At 39.8% G+C, this 20,150-nt stretch carries 18 protein-coding genes; 10 read left to right on the top strand and 8 right to left on the bottom strand.

Annotated elements, in window-relative coordinates:
• The first annotated feature begins 3 nt into the window (after positions 1 to 3).
• From H9X96_RS05610 to H9X96_RS05625, 4 genes are all read left to right on the top strand, one after another.
• Positions 4 to 1,362, top strand: a complete 1,359-nt coding sequence (locus H9X96_RS05610; protein ID WP_187665332.1) for a RagB/SusD family nutrient uptake outer membrane protein — start codon at positions 4 to 6, stop codon at positions 1,360 to 1,362.
• A gap of 107 nt (positions 1,363 to 1,469) precedes the next feature.
• On the top strand, positions 1,470 to 2,714 hold the full coding sequence (locus H9X96_RS05615) for a YdcF family protein (RefSeq protein WP_187665333.1): 1,245 nt from the start codon (positions 1,470 to 1,472) through the stop codon (positions 2,712 to 2,714).
• Between the two features lie 157 nt (positions 2,715 to 2,871).
• Positions 2,872 to 6,405 carry a chemotaxis protein CheB gene (locus tag H9X96_RS05620; RefSeq protein ID WP_187665334.1) on the top strand — a complete coding sequence of 1,178 codons (3,534 nt, stop codon included), beginning with the start codon at positions 2,872 to 2,874 and terminating at the stop codon, positions 6,403 to 6,405.
• Between the two features lie 6 nt (positions 6,406 to 6,411).
• Complete coding sequence (locus H9X96_RS05625) at positions 6,412 to 6,990, top strand: MarR family transcriptional regulator (RefSeq protein ID WP_187665335.1); 579 nt, start codon at positions 6,412 to 6,414, stop codon at positions 6,988 to 6,990.
• Here the strand turns inward: H9X96_RS05625 and H9X96_RS05630 are convergent.
• From H9X96_RS05630 to ribD, 3 genes are read right to left on the bottom strand one after another with little or no spacing between them, the layout of a single operon-like run.
• Complete coding sequence (locus tag H9X96_RS05630) at positions 6,987 to 7,601, bottom strand: YigZ family protein (RefSeq protein WP_187665336.1); 615 nt, start codon at positions 7,599 to 7,601, stop codon at positions 6,987 to 6,989. The two genes, H9X96_RS05625 and H9X96_RS05630, sit on opposite strands and share 4 nt — an antisense overlap.
• Positions 7,591 to 8,457 carry a DMT family transporter gene (locus H9X96_RS05635; protein ID WP_187665337.1) on the bottom strand — a complete coding sequence of 289 codons (867 nt, stop codon included), beginning with the start codon at positions 8,455 to 8,457 and terminating at the stop codon, positions 7,591 to 7,593. The genes H9X96_RS05630 and H9X96_RS05635 overlap by 11 nt, the downstream gene beginning before the upstream one ends.
• The gene (gene ribD / locus H9X96_RS05640; protein WP_187665338.1) at positions 8,454 to 9,512 is read right to left on the bottom strand and encodes a bifunctional diaminohydroxyphosphoribosylaminopyrimidine deaminase/5-amino-6-(5-phosphoribosylamino)uracil reductase RibD; all 1,059 of its coding nucleotides are present in this window, start codon (positions 9,510 to 9,512) and stop codon (positions 8,454 to 8,456) included. The genes H9X96_RS05635 and ribD overlap by 4 nt, the downstream gene beginning before the upstream one ends.
• Before the next feature lie 48 nt (positions 9,513 to 9,560).
• Between ribD and prmC the strand changes: the two genes are divergently transcribed.
• Complete coding sequence (gene prmC / locus H9X96_RS05645) at positions 9,561 to 10,409, top strand: peptide chain release factor N(5)-glutamine methyltransferase (RefSeq protein WP_187665339.1); 849 nt, start codon at positions 9,561 to 9,563, stop codon at positions 10,407 to 10,409.
• A gap of 15 nt (positions 10,410 to 10,424) precedes the next feature.
• Here prmC and xerD read toward each other — a convergent pair whose 3' ends face one another.
• Positions 10,425 to 11,324 carry a site-specific tyrosine recombinase XerD gene (xerD, locus tag H9X96_RS05650; protein ID WP_187665340.1) on the bottom strand — a complete coding sequence of 300 codons (900 nt, stop codon included), beginning with the start codon at positions 11,322 to 11,324 and terminating at the stop codon, positions 10,425 to 10,427.
• Positions 11,325 to 11,368: 44 nt separating this feature from the next.
• On the opposite strand from xerD, the gene aroQ reads away from it, so the two are divergent.
• The gene (gene aroQ, locus H9X96_RS05655) at positions 11,369 to 11,788 is read left to right on the top strand and encodes a type II 3-dehydroquinate dehydratase (protein WP_187665341.1); all 420 of its coding nucleotides are present in this window, start codon (positions 11,369 to 11,371) and stop codon (positions 11,786 to 11,788) included.
• 8 nt (positions 11,789 to 11,796) lie between these two features.
• A complete protein-coding gene (locus tag H9X96_RS05660; protein ID WP_255431014.1) occupies positions 11,797 to 12,759 on the top strand; it encodes a M20/M25/M40 family metallo-hydrolase in 963 nt (320 codons plus the stop codon).
• 149 nt (positions 12,760 to 12,908) lie between these two features.
• On the opposite strand, the gene H9X96_RS05665 is transcribed toward H9X96_RS05660, so the two are convergent.
• A complete protein-coding gene (locus H9X96_RS05665) occupies positions 12,909 to 13,928 on the bottom strand; it encodes a glycosyltransferase family 2 protein (RefSeq protein ID WP_187665342.1) in 1,020 nt (339 codons plus the stop codon).
• Entirely contained in the window at positions 13,925 to 14,806 is an 882-nt protein-coding gene (locus tag H9X96_RS05670; RefSeq protein ID WP_187665343.1) for a lysophospholipid acyltransferase family protein, read from the bottom strand. The genes H9X96_RS05665 and H9X96_RS05670 overlap by 4 nt, the downstream gene beginning before the upstream one ends.
• A 38-nt stretch (positions 14,807 to 14,844) precedes the next feature.
• On the opposite strand from H9X96_RS05670, the gene H9X96_RS05675 reads away from it, so the two are divergent.
• From H9X96_RS05675 to mgtE, 3 genes are read left to right on the top strand one after another with little or no spacing between them, the layout of a single operon-like run.
• Positions 14,845 to 15,450, top strand: a complete 606-nt coding sequence (locus tag H9X96_RS05675) for a WbqC family protein (protein ID WP_187665344.1) — start codon at positions 14,845 to 14,847, stop codon at positions 15,448 to 15,450.
• 1 nt (position 15,451) lies between these two features.
• Positions 15,452 to 16,570: a magnesium/cobalt transporter CorA gene (corA, locus tag H9X96_RS05680; protein ID WP_187665345.1), complete on the top strand. Its 1,119-nt coding sequence runs from the start codon at positions 15,452 to 15,454 to the stop codon at positions 16,568 to 16,570.
• A gap of 27 nt (positions 16,571 to 16,597) precedes the next feature.
• A complete protein-coding gene (gene mgtE / locus H9X96_RS05685) occupies positions 16,598 to 17,947 on the top strand; it encodes a magnesium transporter (RefSeq protein ID WP_187665346.1) in 1,350 nt (449 codons plus the stop codon).
• Between the two features lie 147 nt (positions 17,948 to 18,094).
• On the opposite strand, the gene H9X96_RS05690 is transcribed toward mgtE, so the two are convergent.
• A complete protein-coding gene (locus tag H9X96_RS05690; protein ID WP_255431015.1) occupies positions 18,095 to 19,477 on the bottom strand; it encodes an MATE family efflux transporter in 1,383 nt (460 codons plus the stop codon).
• A 27-nt stretch (positions 19,478 to 19,504) separates the two neighbouring features.
• Complete coding sequence (locus H9X96_RS05695; protein WP_187665347.1) at positions 19,505 to 20,149, bottom strand: helix-turn-helix domain-containing protein; 645 nt, start codon at positions 20,147 to 20,149, stop codon at positions 19,505 to 19,507.
• Position 20,150 lies beyond the last annotated feature (1 nt).

The following is a 20,150-nucleotide window of genomic DNA, read 5'->3' on the forward strand; positions in this document are numbered from 1 at the left end:
AAGATGAAAAAATATATCATACTCATTTGTGTGCTCATCACAGCAACTTCCTGCAAGAAATTTTTAGACTTAAAACCACTGGATTCTTATACAGAAAGCACTTTTTACCTGGATGAAAAGGGACTCCAGGGCGGTCTGGTCACTTGTTATGACGCTTTACAGAGCGATAGTCTTTATGGAAATAATTTATTGACTCTTGGGGAGCTTCGCGGCGATAACCTGATCGATAATGATCCTGGATCTGGTGCCGGTGTACGTAATCAGATTGAAGTATTTGCGGAAACTTCGGCCAATAGTATTCTTTCTGCCACCTGGATGGGTCACTACAAAGCGATATACAGGTGTAATATTATCCTGGACCGTGCACCTGCAATTACCATGAATGAAACCATTAAGGGGCAGATCATCGGTCAGGCGAAATTTATCAGGGCCCTAAGTTATTTCAATCTGACCCGGATTTGGGGCAAGGTTCCTTTGGTGCTGACTGTTCAAACCACAGAGCAGGCTAGACAAAATACAAGGGCATCATCTGAACAGGTCTATCAGCAGGTGATTGATGATTTAAAAGATGCAGCTGCAAAATTGCCGACATCCTGGCCAGATGCACAGCGTGGAAAGGCAACCAGCTTTGCGGCGACCAGTTTATTAGGCAAAGTGTACCTATATCAAAAGAAATTTGACCTGGTAGCAAGTACCTTACAACCTGTGGTGACCGCTGTTTATGCTAGAAATCTATTAGATACGGTGCCGCAGAACCGAACTTTCCCTAATAACCTGAAAACCAGCAAGGACATTATATTTGCAGTGCAGTACCTGAATGGCGGTGTAAAAGAGTTTGTACACCAGGACAACCGTTATAGAAATAACAACAATACGAACATCATTAGTATTCCTCAATCGTTATTTGAAACTGGTGATAATCGTCAGCCATTGGTGGCGATTACCGGAACTGGCAGCAGACCAGGTAAATTTAATGCGCCTCAGCTGAACAATGAAACCAGCGGTGATTTCCCTGTGCTGCGTACTGCTGATGTGTTACTGATGTATGCGGAAGCACTCAATGAAACCGCTTATGGCAATACAGAAGCTTTTAAAGCATTGAATGCGGTTCGCAAAAATGCGAATGCTTCTCTAAAAACGCCTTTATTACTGACTACACAAACTGAATTTAGGACAGCGGTGTATTTAGAGAGAAGATTAGAGCTGGCCTTAGAAGCTGATCGTTGGTTTGATATCGTGAGAACCAATCAGATGGCTGCTATTTTCCCAGGTATCCCAGCTTTCAGAAGTCTTTATCCAGTACCGCAAGTTGAAATTGACAATATCAACAATAAAGGTGGTTACCAGAATGAAGGCTATTAATTTGTAACCTGATCTGGACCGGCAGCTTGAACACCGATTGATCCACTAAACTGTGGGAATAATCCAGGTTTAGGCTGCCGGTTTTTTATTTCAAATTTTGAATAGTTATGAAAATGACATTTCTTTTCTTTTTACTCCTTGGAGGATTGTGCAACTTAAATGTTGCCGCACAAGATCCAAAATATGTGTTTTCGGAACATTTAAATCCCGTTCAGTATAAGAATTATTACCTGCTCACTTTACTTCAACAGAATGCTGCCGTTAAAAAAGGGATTCAGAATGATCTGGAATTGACTGCGTTGTTTAAAAGTAAATCGCTGAAAATAGCAGATGCCGTTAGAAATTGTGAAACTGACGTTACCTGTCTCAGCACTGCGTTTAAATTTACGGAAGAAGAAATTGCTGCTGTGAGCAAGCGATTAACTATTCTTTTTAAACAGGATGAATCATTAAGCAACATGGTCAAAAATGAACTGATCCCTTCTGGCTGTTACCTGATGTACGGCCATCTGAAACCCGTAGAGTTGTTAATTAAGGCCTGGGAGCAGGATGCTAAGGCCCTCAATTTTACAATTGGGGTATATGTAGCAGGCGCAAAACCGAACTATCCGAAAATAGATTCCATCGCTTTTAATGTAAAGGATAAAAGTTACCTGGAACTGGTCCGTACCAATGCCGTATTGAGTTCGGGAAAGTCCGATGCTATGTTCTTTGAGCCTGCAATTACTTTTGCTTTAACTGCGCTGGAAATTAATGAGCGTGATGAAGCCGGTGATTTTGAACCGATGCGAAGCGGCGTAAATAAAGCAAGTATTTCAGCAATCAGTACAACAAGCTTTGCCTCCTATAAATACAGCTTAATTTTAGTACCTGGTGAAGGACCTGAAGAACGTGATGTGGAATTAAGTGCGGGTGGTATGCTGCGCTGCCGATTGGCAGCCATAGAATATCATCAAGGCTTAGCGCCATTTATTATGGTTTCTGGTGGGAGAGTACACCCATTTAAAACGAAATACAATGAGGCTTATGAGATGAAAAAATACTTAGTTGAAAAACTGAAGATACCAGAAAGTGTGGTGATTATGGAGCCTCAAGCCAGACATACCACTACCAATATGCGCAATGCAGCTAGGATCATGTTCAGGTACGGGATCCCTATGGATAGAGCAGCGCTGACAGTGACGGCTATATCTCAAAGTAGGTATATCGGCGGCGCTTTATTAGGGAGATGTGTGCAGGAATTAGGATATGAGCCTTATAAATTAGGAAAACGCTTATCTGACTTTGCCTTGGAGTTTTATCCTAATGTCATGTCCCTGCAAATTGATTTTGATGAACCGATGGATCCTTAGTTCAGCTAATTGTTTGTTTTATGGTGGTTTTACAGCCAAATAGGAAGGGCAATTCAATTAATAAGTTGAATTGCCCTTAGTTTTAAGTAGATTTATGATTCTGCAGCTTCCTATTTCCGCTATCCATGAAAACAACAGTTTTAAATTTAAAAAGGGCATGAGTGCTCCAGCATATATTATTGCAATTGGTGCATCAGCCGGTGGCTTAGAGGAAATTAACACTTTCTTTGACCATACTCCGCTAGATGGAGTTTCTTATGTGGTTGTTCAGCATCTTTCCGCTACTTTTAAAAGCAGAATGTCAGAGGTTTTGGCTAGACACAGCAAACTAATGGTCACAGAAGCCAGCGATGGAATTTTGGTGGAATGTAATAAAGTGTACCTTATTCCACATGATAAGTACATGACCATTGCTGCCAGTAGACTATATTTAAGTGCTAAAGATGAAATAAGAGCAGCACACCTCACTATCAATACATTTTTTAATTCTTTGGCGGCAGATTACGGTAGTAAAGCAATAGGCGTTATCCTCTCTGGTTTAGGAAGTGATGGTTCTGAAGGACTTGTTTCGATTAAAAAAGCTGGAGGAATGGTGATCGCCAGAAACCCTGACACTTCCAGCTTTCCAAGTATGCCATCTAAAGCGATTGCTACAGGAATGGTCGATTTTATATTAGAACCAGCGGCAATGCCTGGTGCTATTGAAGATTATGTGCAGCATCAGCGGACTTTGAAGATTGATAATTCTAACGATGAGCTCAGTCTAAAAGCAATCATACAACTCATCAAACAGCAGTCTCCCCATGACTTCTCCGATTATAAAACCTCTACAATTTTGAGGCGGACTAAAAGAAGAGCGGCTGCTCATGATTTCGATACCCTCGATAAATACTTTAACTATTTAAAGACCTCTCAGGAAGAAATTGAAGCTTTATCAAAAGAGTTTTTGATTAGTGTGACTTCATTTTTTAGAGATAAAGAAGCATTTCAGTACATACAACATAATGTACTACCGACGATTTTGAAAAGCCTTGGTCCAAAGGAAGAACTTAAAATTTGGGTAGCAGGCTGCGCCACAGGTGAAGAGGTTTATTCTTTGGCAATTCTAATTACCGAATTGTTAACTGGTGAGCTTAAGCAACTTGTGGTTAAAATATTTGCCACAGACATTGATAGTACGGCATTAATTCATGCTGGGAAAGGATTGTATCACCCGGATACGTTGAAAGAGGTATCGAAAGAGCGCTTAACTACTCATTTTGTAAAGGAAGGCAATCATTATCAAGTTAAACCCAGCCTTCGGAAAATGGCCATTTTTGCACAACATGATTTAGTCAAAAATCCGCCTTATTGCAATATGCATTTCATCAGCTGCCGGAATTTGCTGATTTATATGGCTCCAATATTACAAAAGAAAACATTCGAAATGTTGCTGTTTGGGCTTAAAATGGACGGTTATTTATTTTTAGGATCCAGTGAAAATCCAATGCCGATTATTCAGAACCTGGAAATTGTAAATAAACAATACAAGCTATACAAGAATATAAAATCAAAACGAATGGATAGTTTTGAGGCTTTTTCAATGCCCGATTCATTGGAAGTTAAAAATCGCCCTGTTTATGTCAGCCGTCAGGAGCTAGGTTCCGATCAATTTCCCTCTCTAACGGAGCTGATGCAAACTAATCTTGCGGAAGAATTGGGTTATCTGGTGCTGTGTATTGACGAAAACAAGGAAGTGGTCAGGTCTTATGGAGACACTTCTAAATATTTACTCCCTAAACTTTTTACCACTAATCTGGAGATGTTATTGCCGAAAAAATTGGCTATGGTCTTTAATACCTTAAGCAATACAGTATTAAAGACTAATAAAAAAGCTAGTCTGAATCGCATCAAAATAAAACAGGCTGATCAATTGATGATGGTAAATATGATGGTGAGCCCGATGCTGATTGACAGAAAATTACCAAAATTTTTTATGGTCACTTTCACTGAAGATAAAGTTCTTGCAGTCGCTGAACACGAAAGCAAAGACTTTGATGAGGCTGGTTTTCAGGATCAATATACAATTAATTTGGAACAGGAGCTGAAAGAAACAAAAGAGAAGCTCAATTCTGTTTATGAGCAACTGGACGCTTCTAATGAAAATATGCAGTCCTTTAACGAGGAAATGATATCTGCAAATGAAGAGATGCAGAGTACAAATGAAGAAATGCAGTCTGTGAATGAAGAGCTGGATACCATTAATTCTGAGTATCAGCTAAAAAATAAGGAGTTGCTGGAGACTAATGATGACCTGAATAACTATTTCAGAAGCAATATCAATGGCCAGCTGTTTATCAATAACGATTTGCTTTTGATGAAATTCTCCCCAGGCACAGTGAAGCAGATCAATCTATTGGAATCAGATATTGGAAGGCCATTAAGTAATATCACTACGAATATAAAGTTTGAAACGATTATTGAAGATATTAAAAAGGTACTGCGAGATGGAATTGTGATTACCAAAGAGATTGAAACCAATAATGGGAAGTGGTATCAGGTGATGACGATGCCTTATATGCGACAATCTGACCAGCAGAATAACGGGGCAATCATTACTTTTAATGACATTACGGAACTAAAAAATACACAGCTTGATTTGGATATCAGCAATAAGATGCTGGGAATGACTATAGATTCAGCTGAACTGGGCACTTGTTCTATTCATGCTAAAACCCGTGAATTTTTACCATCTACGCATTTTAAGGAAATTTTTGGCTTCTATTCTGAAGAAAAACTAACTTATCAAGCGGCTGTCGAAAGAATTGCTGAAACACACAGGGAAAAATTTATTAATGCCATTGAAGCAAATATTCTTGGTGGCGAGAGGTGTGATCTGGAGTTTCCATTATTAGGCTTTAACAACAATCAATTGAGGTGGGCAAGGCTAATTGGAAATCTTTCTTATGACAATGAAAAAAAACCAGCTTATTTCACGGGTGTTTTGAATGATATTACCATTCATAAGCAAGATGAATTGCGCAAAAATGATTTCATTGCTATGGTCAGTCATGATTTAAGGTCACCACTCACTTCGATCCAGGCTTATGTGCAAATGATCAGTAAAAAGGTTGAAAAAACAGATGATTCTTTTATCGGTCCTTCCTTATCAAGGGTAAGTCTTTTGATCAAAAAAATGAACAGTATGATTAATGGATTCCTATCCGTATCAGGTTCAGATGGAGGAAAAATTCACTTAGACCTTGAAGTATTTGAAATAAACGAACTAATTGAGGAGGCAATTCAAGAATCACTTTTTATAAATCCGACAATCGATATTGTTTTCAAAAAGGGATCGGTAATGATGGTAAAAGCAGATCGTGATAAGGTAGGTCAGGTACTTAACAATTTTCTAAGCAATGCGATTAAATATTCTATAAACTCTAAAAAGATAATTGAAGTATCATCGGTAGCCGCTTCTGGCATGGTGCAAGTTTGCGTGAAAGATAATGGAATTGGTATCAAGAAAAAAGATTTGGAACAGCTTTTTGAACGCTATTATAGAGTGAAAAGTGAGCACAATAAATTTATTTCTGGTTTTGGCCTGGGACTCCATTTATCTGCGGAGATTATTAAAAGACACAATGGAAAAGTATGGGTCGAAAGTGAAATTAATCAGGGTTCCTCTTTTTACTTCAGTCTACCATTGTAAACGACTGTGCTTGCGGAAGAAGGGGAAAAGACCATCACTGAAATTGCAGTCGAGATAGGGCATTCACAACCTTCAGTGAGTAAGATCATTCAGGCAATGACAGGGGCAGGATTGGTTCAGGAAAACCGTGACTCCCAGGATAAAAGACGAAATGTAGTGGAATTAACGCCAAAGGGAATCGATTTTGCGAAAGAACTTAAGGTACAATGTGTAGATGTAGATGCCGCTATTAACAGCGTGATTTCGGAAGCTAGGCACAACCTTTGGGAAGCCTTAGAAGAATGGGAATTCCTTTTGGATCAAAAACCTTTGCTTAGGAGGGTTCAGGAGCAGAAAAAATTAAAGGAAAGTAAGGAGGTACAAATTGTACCTTATGAATCTCAATATCAGTCGGCATTCAGAGCTTTGAATGAAGAATGGATTTCTACCTATTTTAAAATGGAAGAAGCCGATTATAAGGTTTTAGATGATCCAGAAGCATATATTTTGGACAAAAGAGGGAAGATATTTGTTGCACTTTACAATAATGAACCAGTAGGGGTTTGTGCATTGATTAAAATGCCGTGTCGGAATTACTTTAATTAGACGGTATGGAGATAGTTGAGTTTAATGCCATCGATCTTTTCGATTTTCCCTAAAACCTGGTTTAGCTGTGCTTTTCTGACTTCAAACTTAATGCTGCAGGAATTGTCGAACTCCTGAGCAAGAATCTGCAGCTGTTCCTCTTTAAATAAGCGCATCACATCGTTCATCCTTAGGTAATCGAAAGTGAGTTCATAAACATCGTTTACCGTCTTTTCTACGATTTCTGCGGCTTGAATCGCTTCAATTGCTGCAGATTTATAGGCATTGATTAAGCCAGGTACGCCCAATAATGTTCCTCCAAAATAACGTACTACAACGATCAGGACATTGGTGATGTCAGCAGAAAGCATGGCGTTTAAGATGGGCCTGCCGGCAGTTCCCGAAGGTTCTCCATCGTCCTGGATTCTAAAAGCGGCACGATCAGGGCTTAGGCGTAAAGCCCAGCAGAAATGCCTGGCTTTTCCGTGTTCGGAGCGCAATTGTGCTAGTATCGGCTTTATTTCTTCTTCAGACCTAATGGGGTAAGCAAAGGCAATAAATTTACTGCCACGGTCTTTAAATAGTCCTTCAGAAGGAGCAGAGATCGTTTTATAAGTATCGTCAAATAGCATGAAACTGTGATAAGGTAATGAAGATGATTGCGATTAGAGCCAGCGCCAAACCTAGATAATTGAGGTTGTTCAGCTTTTCTTTAAATAGCAATATGCCAACCAGCGTACCCAGAATAATCACGCCGGTATTCATCGCCGCAAATACCGTAGATGGATTTTCAGCCATTGCGCGGTGTGCTTTCAGGTAAAAAAGAATATTTCCGAAATTGAAAAGTCCTAGTATCGCTCCGCAGGCAAAATTGACAAGTTCTAGTTTTTGCTTTTTAAAAAGGGACAGGTAAATGATGCCCAGAAGAGATAAAATGAAAGCAATGGCGAAGGTCAGGATTAAGGAACTCGTATAAGCCAGGTCTTTGATCTGTGCGATTTGTTTAAACAGAATGTCAATAAAGCCAAAACCAAAGAAAACCAGCAGGGGATAAATCCAGCTGCCACCAGATGTCGGGGCATTGGATTTACGGTACAGCGTGAAAATAATCGCTGCAAAACCAAAAAACAAGCCTAAGATTTTTAAGGTATTAAACTGATCTCCGAATAGGAAATAGGCTGCCAGGATCGAAATAAACAAAGATAATCGCTGTGCAATATCTGTTCTTACAATCCCTATGCTTCTAATGGATGCGCCGAGGAACCAAAATACCAGGGGTAATAAAATACCTAATCCCAGATAAACAGGTGATATTTTGGCAGTTGTTAATTCTGAAACCGAAGGTTTGAAGAAGAAGAGACTCAAAGCAATCGCAAATAGATAGTTCCAGGTGATCGCTTGTAAAATATTTATTTTATATCGGCGTGCGAGTTTCAATAGAACAGCGACAGTAACGCTGCAAAAAATGCTAATGATTAAATAGATCATGCTTCTTGGTTATTTTGATAAATCTTTAGCTGATCATTTCCAATCTGATGCGCTGCGCTAATGATTTTATTAATCTTTGGTGCGGGGATGCCATCGGTCCAGGCATCTTTTGAAGTAAATACCCGGGCTTCATCCCATAATCCAGCTTCAATAAATTGGTTCAGCAGATGTGCGCCTCCATCAATAATAACGGATTGTATGTCCATTAAGTACAATTGAAAAGCAATCTTTTGAGGCAGGTAGAAAGACATGTCTTCCATTTGGATGAAGTGTGTGTTTTCGATTACATCAGTTTTTATTTCGTTGAATATGAATGTTTTAATATGGTTGTTGTAAATGTGATGTGTAATTGGGACTTCCAGATTTCGATCGATGATGATCCGGATTGGATTTCTGCCGGGCCATTCTCTGGAGTTCAGCTGTGGGTTGTCGACCATAGCAGTTGTTTTACCAACGATGACCGCGTCTTCTTCTGTTCTCCATTTATGAACCAGACGTTTGGCCAGCGGACCAGAGATCCATTTTTGTTCTTCTTTTATCGGGGCAAAATAGCCGTTGGCTGTATTTGCCCATTTTAGGATGATATAAGGTCTCTGCTGACGAATTCTGGTGAAAAACCGACGGTTTAAATGAGCGCATTCTTTGTCGAGGATACCAGAAACAACAGCTATGCCTGCATTTTTCAATTTAGTAATGCCTTTTCCGTCTACTGCATCAAAGGGGTCTTTGTTACCAATAACAACTCTTTTAACCTGATGTCTGATCAGGAGATCTGCACAAGGAGGTGTTTTGCCAAAATGGGCACAAGGTTCCAGACTAACATATGCTGTTGCTTGTTTTAACAATAATGCGCCTTCTGTTTCCCCATATTTAGCAAATACCGCTTTTATAGCATTTACTTCGGCATGTGCTTCCCCGATTTTCTGATGGTATCCTTCTCCAATAATGACCCCATTTGTAACGATCACACACCCTACCATTGGGTTTGGACTCACGTTTCCAGCGCCAAGAATAGCGAGCTCCAAACATCTTTTAATATATAATTCGTCGGCCATTGGGGCAAAAGTAAGGTATATTGTTCGATTTACTTACTTTTGCAGGGCATGAATTTAAGCCAGTTATTAGCGCATTTTAAGACAGAATTGAAAGATGTTTATGAGGACGAGGAAGTTAAGTCGATTTTCTCGGTTGCTGTTGAACATTTGTTAAAGATCACGAGGAGCAGCCTGATGATGAATTGGGACAAAGAACTGAGCTTAGCAGTACAGGAGCAGTTTTATGCGGTTGCAGCTGGACTAAAGACACATAAACCCATTCAGTATCTTTTAGGAGAGGCCTATTTTTATGGATCATTCTTTATAGTCAATGAAGCGGTGTTAATTCCAAGACCAGAAACGGAAGAATTGGTAGATTGGATTTTAGAAGATCATCTTGCCGGTAAAACGGTGATTGATTTTGGAACAGGAAGCGGTTGTATTGCGATCAGCCTGAAAAAACATGTTGAAGCTTTAGACGTAACCGCGGTAGACCTATCTCAGGAGGCCTTATCAGTGGCCTCGGAAAATGCTTTGCGACTGGGGAGCCCTGTGAATTTTATTCATGCTGATATATTAAGCTTTAAGTCTGAGGCCCGATTCGATATCATCGTGAGCAATCCACCCTATATCACCGGAAAGGAAATGGCCGAAATGCATCAGAACGTTTTGGCACATGAACCTCATCTGGCGCTATTTGTTCCAGACGAAAGACCTTTGCTATTTTATGAAGCAGTTGCTGATTTTGCAGTTAGCAATCTAAAAAAAAATGGAAAACTGTTCTTCGAAATCAATGAATACTTATCCGAAGAAACGATTCAGATGCTGAAAGATAAAGGCTTTGAATTCATATCATTAAGAAAAGATATGCAAGGAAAACCAAGAATGATTCTTGCGTCAAAAGTTGTTCGTAGCTAAGCTAACGCCTACCTTTTAACTCCTGGGGTGGAATCCAGTAATGATTTCCCTTAAATAATTTCTGTCAAGATGTGTATAAATTTCCGTCGTAGTAATACTGGAATGTCCGAGCATTTCTTGTACCGCACGCAGATCTGCACCGCCTTCAATCAGATGAGTGGCAAAGGAATGACGGAAGGTGTGGGGACTGATGCTTTTCTTTAATCCTGCGGCTAAAGCCAGGTCTTTGATGATCGTAAACACGGATATTCTCGACAAACCTGTTCCTCGGCGGTTTAGAAAAATATAATCTTCGTAGCCTTTTTTGATGGGAATGTGGACACGACTGGATTCCAGGTAAATCTTAATATACTTCAATGCCACAGCACCAATGGGGATAATCCGTTCTTTATTCCCTTTTCCTACAATCTTTACAAATTCGCTTTCTGCAAAGATATTGGAGATCCTGATATTGGTCAGCTCCGAAACCCGTAATCCACAGCTGTACAAGAGTTCAATAATTGCCTTATTTCTCATGCCCTCTGGTTTTGATGCATCAATTGCCTCGATCAAAGCATTGATTTCTTCAATATTCAAAACATCGGGTAATTTTTTACCTAATCTTGGTGTCTCCAGCAAAGCGGAAGGATCTTCTTCAATAATCTGTTCCAGCATGAGGAAGCTGAAAAATGATTTTAAGCCAGAGATCACCCTTGCCTGTGTACTGGGTAACATCCCCAGATCATTGATCCAGCTGATAAATTTTTTTAAATCCGCTGGTTTGATTTCTTTCACTGAAGGCTTCTCTTCAACAGATTCAAAATATTGAAACAGTTTTTGAACATCATTGATATAGGCCGCAATGGAGTTGCCTGAAAGCGAGCGCTCCAATTTCAAATAGGCTTTAAAAGCCGGTATATAGGGGTTATTAATCACACAAAAATTTTCTACTGTAAGTTTTTAGCTTTAAGTTTGAGCTAATGAAGATACAAATTATTAACGGCCCAAATTTAAACCTTTTAGGCGTCCGCGAACCAGGAATCTATGGAAATTTAGGTTTTGATGAATATATCACGCAATTGAGAACCATGTACAGCATCCTTCAAATCGATTACTATCAGAGTAATGTAGAAGGTGAACTGATCAATAAATTGCATGAAGTGGGTTTTGAATATGATGGTATCGTAATCAATGCTGGGGGCTATACGCATACTTCTGTGGCATTGGCAGATGCGATTGCCGCTATAAATACTCCTGTAATAGAGGTTCATGTGTCTAATATCTACGCCAGAGAAGAATACAGACATGTTTCCCTGACCGGAAAGAACTGTAAAGGCGTGCTAACTGGGTTTGGCCTGGATGGTTACCGCTTAGCGATTGAAAGTCTTTTGAAAAGCTAAGGATTGACATGATGAAAAAGATTTTTTTATCTGCAGTATGCGTTGTGATCAGCGCAGCTGCTTTAGCGCAGGCAGACATTACTGAAAAGGAAATTAAAGAGCACATCTGGACATTGGCATCGCCGAAGATGAAAGGGCGTTTTCCTGGAACTGCCGAAAACAAAAAGACAGTTAACTATTTGGTAAAGCAGTTCAAAAAATCAGGAATTGCAGCTTATAATGGAAGTTATATCCAGGAGTTTACCGCCAAAATGAGGGTAAAAAAAGGAGTACAGGATACGCCTTATGTGAAAACTCAGAATGTAATCGGTTACATTGAAGGTTCCGATCCAGTTTTAAAGCAGGAGTTCATTGTGATTGGTGCGCATTATGACCATTTAGGAATGGGAGGGGCTTCTTCCAAAAAACCAGATACGGTAGGCATTCATTTAGGTGCTGATGACAATGCCAGCGGTACCGCTGCACTTTTGGAAATCGCAGAAAAACTGGCTGCAAATAAAGCTTCATTGAAACGCAGTGTGATGGTGATTGCTTTTGGCGCAGAGGAACAGGGTCTATTGGGTTCTAAATATTTCACAGAACATCCACTGGTTCCTTTGTCTCAGATAAAACTGATGATCAATATGGATATGGTAGGGAGGATGAATTCAGAAAAACACCTGTATATGGGCGGCGCGGCTACATTTGATGGCGGTGTGGAATTGTTGACGAAGCTGGGGCCGGAAATCGGTGTTCATCCCTTCGTGAACCATTATGATGTTGGCGGTTCAGATCATGTTTCCTTTTACAAGAAAGATATCCCGGTATTGGGATTTCATACGGGTGGTCACCCGCAGTACCATACTCCGGAAGACGACAGAAGATTGATCAATGTACCAGGTGAAAAACTGGTTTGTGATTATATCTATAAGGTTTTAACGACAGTAGCCAACAGACCAGGGCCGATTATTTTTGTCCCTGAAAAGAAATAATTATTAAAATTTATCATGTACTTGAAAAATTCCCTTACCAACCCATTGTTTAATCATGGGTTGGTAAGGGAATTTTTTATGGCTAACTGAAGTTTCAACAGCTATGTTTTCTTTTCAAAGAAAATGAAAGCAGCATGCTCAATATAGATTTAAATACCTAATCCGCTAAAGAATCTGATTTTCTTAATGAAATAGGCATATACAATACTTGAAGAATAGTGCCCGGTATGTTTGTGGTAGGCAATCTGCTGTTTTGTCCTTTTCTTTCCATTGGTAAATATGTTCTGGAAGAAATGAAAATGAGCCTTGCTGACTGCCATCGCGAAATCTACTTTACCCTGTGCCAGGAAGTGAACTAAGGCTACGAAATCTATAAAAAAACGAATGAAGATCCTGAAATAAGCATCTGATAATGGCAGGTTTTTCTGCATAATGATCAGGTTATTTCTGAAATTCAGATAGGTTTTATAAGGGTTATTGGCATTCAATGTACCACCGCCAACATGGTATATTTCGGCATCAGGACAGTACATGATTTTATAGCCCATGTTTTTTAATCTCCAGCAAAGATCAATTTCTTCCATATGTGCGAAGAAGTCAGCATCTAAGCCGCCGGATTCTTTCCAGCATTTGCTTCTAATAAATAGGGCGGCACCACTTGCCCAGAAGATCTCTTTTGCGTCGTTATATTGACCCTGATCGTCTTCTACGGTATCAAACAAACGTCCTCTGCAGAAGGGGAAGCAATGTAAGTCCAGGTATCCACCGGCAGCACCCGCATATTCAAATTTAGTTTTGTCTTTTTGCCATTTGATCTTCGGTTGTGCAGCGGCGATTTTATCATCCTTTTCCATCAGGTCGATCACCGGTTGAATCCAGTTTACAGGTACTTCAACATCAGAATTTAGTAATACATAATATTCTGCATCAACCTGATCCAATAACCTGCGGTAACCTTCCGCAAAGCCATAATTTCCATCATTTTGAATTAAACGGATTTCCGGATAAATGTGACGCACAAATGCGACAGAGTCATCTGTAGAGGCATTGTCGCCCACTATAATTTGTAAATTGGGATAGGAGGACCGTACCACTCCCGGTAAAAATTTTTCCAGAAGTGTTTTTCCGTTCCAATTTAAAATTACTACTGCTACACTTGCTGCTGTCATGATGCGTATTCTCGTTTTGTTTTCCATCGCCTATGGCTCCAAAGCCAGTAAGCAGGTTCTTCGTTAATAATTTGTTCCAGTAAACTAAAATGGGTATTGGTGATTTCGTGTGCTTTGGTTTCTTTTGGGACTGGACAGATCGGCACGCAATCTACTTCGTAATAACCTCTTTTGAGGTATTTCAATTTAAAGTAAAAGATAGGTCTATTCGTTTGTAAAGCGATTTTTTCTAAGCCTAATAAGGCCGCAGTATCCTGATGCAGGAAATTTAGCCAATAGTGGGCTTCTCCTGTAACCGGACTTTGATCACTCGCAAAGCAGAACATTGTGGCTTCATTTCTTGTGCTGGCAAGGCTGCGCAATGTTTGTCGCATGGGCACACCAACATTGCCATATTTGCTCCTCATCTTGAGAAACCAGTTGTCAAAAACCTTGTTGTTGAGCGGCTTATAGATTACATATGCTTTTTTGGAAAGCTGTGCGCCCAATGCCAGCATTCCCCATTCCCAATTGCCATAATGACCGGTACAGGCCAATACGCTTTCTCCTCTGTTAAAATATTCCTCGACTAAATGCAGGTTGGTAAATTTGACACGTTTTTGGACTTCCTTTTTAGAGATGGACTGCATTTTGATCACCTCAACAGTTAAATCAGCGAAATACCTAAAAAACCTTTTCTCAATAGTGATGATTTCTTCTATACTTTTTTCTGGGAAGGAATTGACAAGATTTTCACGCACTACTTTCTTTCTATAGCCTACAATATAATAGATTACATAGTAACAGATTGCCGAAATTAAGTACAGCAGCTGGATAGGCAGGAGGGATAAAAAGTTTAAAAAAACTACTCCTATATAAGAAAAGCTTTTTTTTATCATTATTTTGGCGGATTAAGATTGCAAACATAAAATAACAGATGCAAAGTTTAGCTATATTCCCCCTTTTTTATCTTCCCCCAGTAAGTTATTTCAAAGAATTGAAGCGTTTTGGAAACGAATTTTTACTGGAAAAAGAGGAACATTTTCCAAAACAAACCTTCAGAAACCGGGCTACAGTTTACTCACCTAATGGGAGTTTAGACCTGATCGTTCCGGTGATCCGCGGTAAAAAATTACACACCAAAATGAAGGATGTAAAAATCAGTAATGATTTCAACTGGCAGCGCTTACATTGGAAGAGTTTGGAGAGCTGTTACCGCAATTCTGCTTATTTCGAATATTATGAAGATGAGTTTGCACGTTTTTATCATGAAAAATTCGATTCTCTTTTTGATTACAATCAGGAAATCATGGATTGGCTATTCAAGCAACTCAAGATCACGCCTAAATTTGAGCTGACTGAAGAATATTATGATGAGGTTACGGCGGAACTTGATTTTCGTTCCGGACCAGTATTTAAAAAGCCTGAAGGTGATTTTAAGCCTTATTTTCAGGTGTTTGACGACAGGGCAGGATTTAAGCCAAACTTAAGTATTGTGGACTTGTTGTTTAACCAGGGCCCGCAAGCGAAATCCTATTTTTAAAATGGCTAAACCAGCAAAGCACAAAAAGAAACGTCAGCATTTAGCGCTGCCACATGCCGGATCTAGTCCGGGGATGGTTTATATTGACCCAAATGCATTAAAACCCGTTGTTACGCTGTACCGCTATAATGCGGACAGCTATGAAGAGCGGCAATTAACTGACATTAGTATGCTGAAAACCCTCTTACAGGATAAAACGCATACGTTTTGGGTGGAGATTAAAGGCTTCAATTCTTTGGCTTTGTTTGAAACGTTAAGCAAGGATTTCGATGTAAACAAGCTGATTTTAGAGGACATTACCCGAACTTACCAGCGTCCGAAACAGGAAGAGTATGACCATCATGTTTTCGCAGTCAGCAGAATGCTGCAGCTGGATGAAAATCAAAACCTGGAAAATCAGCAGTATTCGTTTTTGTTGACGGATAATGCACTGTTTACTTTTCAGGAGAAATATGAGGACTGCTTAGCGCCGGTGCGTTCCCGACTAAAAATAGGGAAGGGTAATATTCGGATTGGAGGGAGCAGCTACCTGATGTACGCCCTGATGGACATTATAATCGATACTTACTTTGAGATTCTGAGTGCCTGGGGTAATGAATTAGATAATATAGAGGACCGTTTATTTGATAAACCAGATAAGTCGGTCATGTTTGATACACAATTGATCAAAAGAAATCTGATCAATATCCGAAGAGTAGCCTGGCCGGAACGGGATAAATTAAATGACATTCTGCGCAGTGACACACATTTGATCACGGATCAGACGAAAATGTATATCCGGGATGCTTACGATCATTGTATCCAGATTATAGATATTGTGGAGTCTCTAAAGGAGATTTCTGCGAGTAATATCGATATGTATCTGTCTATTATCAGCAACCGGATGAATGAGATTATGAAGGTGCTGACCATTATTTCTTCTATTTTTATCCCTTTAACTTTTATTGCAGGAATATACGGAATGAACTTTGCAAACGTTGATCCAATCAGCGGTAAAGTACTGCCTCAGAATATGCCGGAGCTCTATCAGGCGAATGGTTATGTGTATACGATGCTGGGCATGGCTGCAATTGCAGTGCTGCAGGTCATATATTTCTGGCGCAAAGGATGGTTTAAATAACCCTGATTATTGTAACTTTGGGAACACATGCAATCCTTCGACCTGGACAAAACAGACGTTTCTAAATTAAAGAACGCCTTAAATAGTGATGATGAACAACTTAAGGTTATTCTTTCGGAGTATCATGCCTCGGAAATAGCCATTCTTTTCGAAAGTATCAATAAAGAAGACCAGGAACGAATCATCAATCTTTTGCCAGTAGAGATCGCTTCAGAAGTCATTTCTGAGATGCATGAAGAATCCCATCCCGAGGAATTGTTATTGCAGCTGCATCCCGACAAGCGGACGGAGATTGTAGAGGAGCTGGATTATGATGATGCTACCGACATTATTTCCCAGCTGGAAGAGCATGAGCAGAAGGAGATTCTGGAAGATTTAAGTGAAGATGATGCGTCCAGTATCCGGAATTTATTGAGTTACGACGAAAAAACAGCCGGTGGTTTAATGAACACCGAGTTTATTCGCGTCAATCTAAACCTTACTAAAAAGGATGCCATTGACGAGATTATTCGTCAGAGTGAAGAAATCGAGGAGTTTTATACCATTTTTGTGATTGATGACGACAATGTTTTTCAGGGGATCGTTTCTTTGAAGGACATCATTAAGGCTAAAGGAAACGTACATATTACCGAATTAGTGAAAGCAGAGGTGGCTTGGGTAACCCCTGATACCGATCAAGAGGAAGTGGCCAGGCTGATTTCGCAATATAACATTACCAGTATTCCGGTTGTCGACAACGATATGAAGTTACTCGGACGGGTTACTTTTGATGACGTTATTGACGTATTGGAGGATGAAAACACGGAAGATATCCTGAAAATTTCCGGAGTATCCGAAGATGAAGAACTTAGCGGTAACTGGGTAGAAGCGGTAAAATCCCGTCTGCCTTGGTTGATTTTAAACTTAGGAACGGCATTTTTAGCATCCGCAGTAGTACGTCATTTTGGTTCTACTATTGAAAAGATTGCGGTACTTTCGGCTTACATGACGATCATTGCAGGGATGGGTGGAAATGCAGCAACACAAGCCCTGGCGGTTACTGTAAGAAGGATTTCCTTATACGACCTGACCGATAATCAAGCGTATCGTACGGTATTGAAAGAGTTCACCGTAGGATTGATCAACGGTGCGGTTACGGGATTGATCGTGTTTATGTTCGCTATATTTTTTGACAGTAATCCTTTACTGGGTGTGGTCATTTTTCTGGCGATGACCGGGAATTTATTGATTGCAGGTGTGACTGGTGCGGGCATTCCATTGCTTTTAAAAAGAGTCGGAATTGATCCGGCTATCGCATCATCGATTATTATTACCACTTTTACAGATGTTTTCGGATTCTTATTGTTACTGGGATTGGCAAGCAAGCTGTTGCTTTAAGCGATTGATCACCGATCATAAAACTAATTTACTGCAAAAAACTTTGTTTTCCTACTCATAAAAAAGCTCCCAAAAAGTGTCTAACTTTTTGGGGGCTTTTCATTTTTATTCTAATAAATGGGTTTTATGTATTTCTTGCTGATCGCATTAAACTGCTTTAATATTCAGCGCTCTGGTTTTACTCTGGAATCTAAAGAAGAGGAGTACAGAAGCGGTAAGCAGGCCAAATGTTAAACCGTACCATATTCCGTTTACGCCTAAATCCAATTGAATACCCAGGTAATATCCCAATGGAATACCAATTACCCAATAAGCAAGGAAGGTGATAAATGTTGGGATATTGACATCGCCAATACCTCTTAAAATGCCCAATCCAACGACTTGGGTGCCATCAAACAGTTGGAAAAACCCTGCAATGATCAGCAATTGAGCTGCGATATTAATCACCGCCATGTCTTCTGTGTAAATATACGGCAGTAAATTATTGGCTGCAATAAATAGAATTGCTGTAATGCTCATGAACAAAATAATGACATGATAACTCGCAATCGCCGATTGTCGGAGGTCCAGGAAGTTTTTCTTGCCAAAATTATTTCCGGTTTTTATGGTGGCCGCAGAAGCAATTCCGCTACCCATCATATAGGTTACCGCGGCAAGGTTCATCGCCACCTGATGTGCGGCTTGTTCAACTGCGCCGATGGTACCGATTAGAATGGCTGCACCGCTAAAAGCACTGATCTCAAAAGAATATTGTAAGGCTACCGGGGCACCGATCTTGATGATTTTTCTTGCCCTTACTTTATCAAAGAAAGTAATTTTAAAGCTTTTGATATAGTCTTTGAAGTATTTAGATTTTAGGACATAGATCGACATAACAATGGCCATCAATGTACGGTCTATCAGCGTGCTGATGCCTACACCTTTGACACCCATTGGGGCTATTCCGAACATTCCTTTTACCAGAATGACTCCAAGAATAATGTTGAGCAGGTTTCCCCAGATCGACACAAACATGGCCTGTTTAGTGAAACCAAGACCTTCTGCGAATTGCTTAAAGGTTTGAAAGATCATTAATGGAATAATGGAAATCGCCAGATAACCTAAATATGGCTTGGCGTAAGCGACTACTTCGGGTGATTGTCCGAGGTGATCGATAACGAGTAAAGTGCCAAGGTGCACAAAACCATAAAGTAAAATAGAGGTGATGATGTTAATGATTAAACTGTTGGATAGTAGTTTCCCGCATTCATCATAATTTTTGCGGCCATTTTCCTGAGCCATCAACGGGGTTAGCCCATAGGAAATACCCATACCGATCACCAGAATGAGCATAAAAAGACTGTTTACCAGAGAGACTGCTGCGAGCTGAATCGTTCCGGCAAAATGACCAACAATTACACTGTCGGCTAAATGGACAAGAGTATGCCCCAATTGTGAAACCACAATCGGCATAGCCAATCGTAGGTTATCGGAGTAATAAGGTTTATATTTTGAATAAAGTCTTTGTAGCATTGCTACAAAAGTCGGCATTTCTATCCTGATTTTTTGAGATAGAAATTATTTAACGAGTTGTTGTGGTTGAATTGATGTAAAATATTCTTCCTTTTCTGAACTATGGGGCCGGATCGTACCGCCAAGAATTTGTGCAACCAATATTTTTTGTGCCTTTTTATAAGAGCTTTTGATGATTTTACTGAATTGTTTTAAAGTAATACGTCCTTCCTCGCCAAGGTAATCAAATAGCACATGCTCCTCTTTTCCATGAGGAATTGGATGGGTTTGATGTTCTGTGCTTTTTTTAATGACGTCAACCAGAATTTTACTCGCTAGAAGACTTTTGTCCTGAATTCTGAAATATACCCACCATTTTTTGTTTTCATCTAAAGCATAGTGGGGCTTCGTTTCACTAGCGCCAATATTTACCACCAGCAGGAGCTTATCTTCGATATATACTTCTTCGAAAGTTAAATCTATTGCTGGTCTGCAGAATTGTTGCGCAGATTTAAGCAGCATATATCTTTCTTCGTCTTCGGATTTCACACCTCTAATTGTTCCATCATCGGCTACGCCAATCAGCAATTGCCCCCCTTTATGGTTCGCAAAAGCGACAATACTACGGGCAATCTTTTCATGATTGGTAACGGTTTTCTTAAAATCAAGGGTCGTTCCTTCGCCTTGCAGGATAAGTTTCTTGATATTCATA

Origin of the sequence: Pedobacter sp. N36a (genome assembly GCF_014472395.1) — a bacterium.
Lineage (GTDB): Bacteria > Bacteroidota > Bacteroidia > Sphingobacteriales > Sphingobacteriaceae > Pedobacter.

Coding starts and splice junctions, on each gene's coding strand:
- H9X96_RS05610 (WP_187665332.1), top strand. CDS start 4: ATGAAAAAATATATCATACTCATTTGTGTGCTCATCACAGCAACTTCC.
- H9X96_RS05615 (WP_187665333.1), top strand. CDS start 1,470: ATGAAAATGACATTTCTTTTCTTTTTACTCCTTGGAGGATTGTGCAAC.
- H9X96_RS05620 (WP_187665334.1), top strand. CDS start 2,872: ATGAGTGCTCCAGCATATATTATTGCAATTGGTGCATCAGCCGGTGGC.
- H9X96_RS05630 (WP_187665336.1), bottom strand. CDS start 7,601: ATGCTATTTGACGATACTTATAAAACGATCTCTGCTCCTTCTGAAGGA.
- H9X96_RS05635 (WP_187665337.1), bottom strand. CDS start 8,457: ATGATCTATTTAATCATTAGCATTTTTTGCAGCGTTACTGTCGCTGTT.
- ribD (WP_187665338.1), bottom strand. CDS start 9,512: ATGGCCGACGAATTATATATTAAAAGATGTTTGGAGCTCGCTATTCTT.
- prmC (WP_187665339.1), top strand. CDS start 9,561: ATGAATTTAAGCCAGTTATTAGCGCATTTTAAGACAGAATTGAAAGAT.
- aroQ (WP_187665341.1), top strand. CDS start 11,369: ATGAAGATACAAATTATTAACGGCCCAAATTTAAACCTTTTAGGCGTC.
- H9X96_RS05660 (WP_255431014.1), top strand. CDS start 11,797: ATGATGAAAAAGATTTTTTTATCTGCAGTATGCGTTGTGATCAGCGCA.
- H9X96_RS05665 (WP_187665342.1), bottom strand. CDS start 13,928: ATGACAGCAGCAAGTGTAGCAGTAGTAATTTTAAATTGGAACGGAAAA.
- H9X96_RS05670 (WP_187665343.1), bottom strand. CDS start 14,806: ATGATAAAAAAAAGCTTTTCTTATATAGGAGTAGTTTTTTTAAACTTT.
- H9X96_RS05675 (WP_187665344.1), top strand. CDS start 14,845: ATGCAAAGTTTAGCTATATTCCCCCTTTTTTATCTTCCCCCAGTAAGT.
- corA (WP_187665345.1), top strand. CDS start 15,452: ATGGCTAAACCAGCAAAGCACAAAAAGAAACGTCAGCATTTAGCGCTG.
- mgtE (WP_187665346.1), top strand. CDS start 16,598: ATGCAATCCTTCGACCTGGACAAAACAGACGTTTCTAAATTAAAGAAC.
- H9X96_RS05690 (WP_255431015.1), bottom strand. CDS start 19,477: ATGCCGACTTTTGTAGCAATGCTACAAAGACTTTATTCAAAATATAAA.
- H9X96_RS05695 (WP_187665347.1), bottom strand. CDS start 20,149: ATGAATATCAAGAAACTTATCCTGCAAGGCGAAGGAACGACCCTTGAT.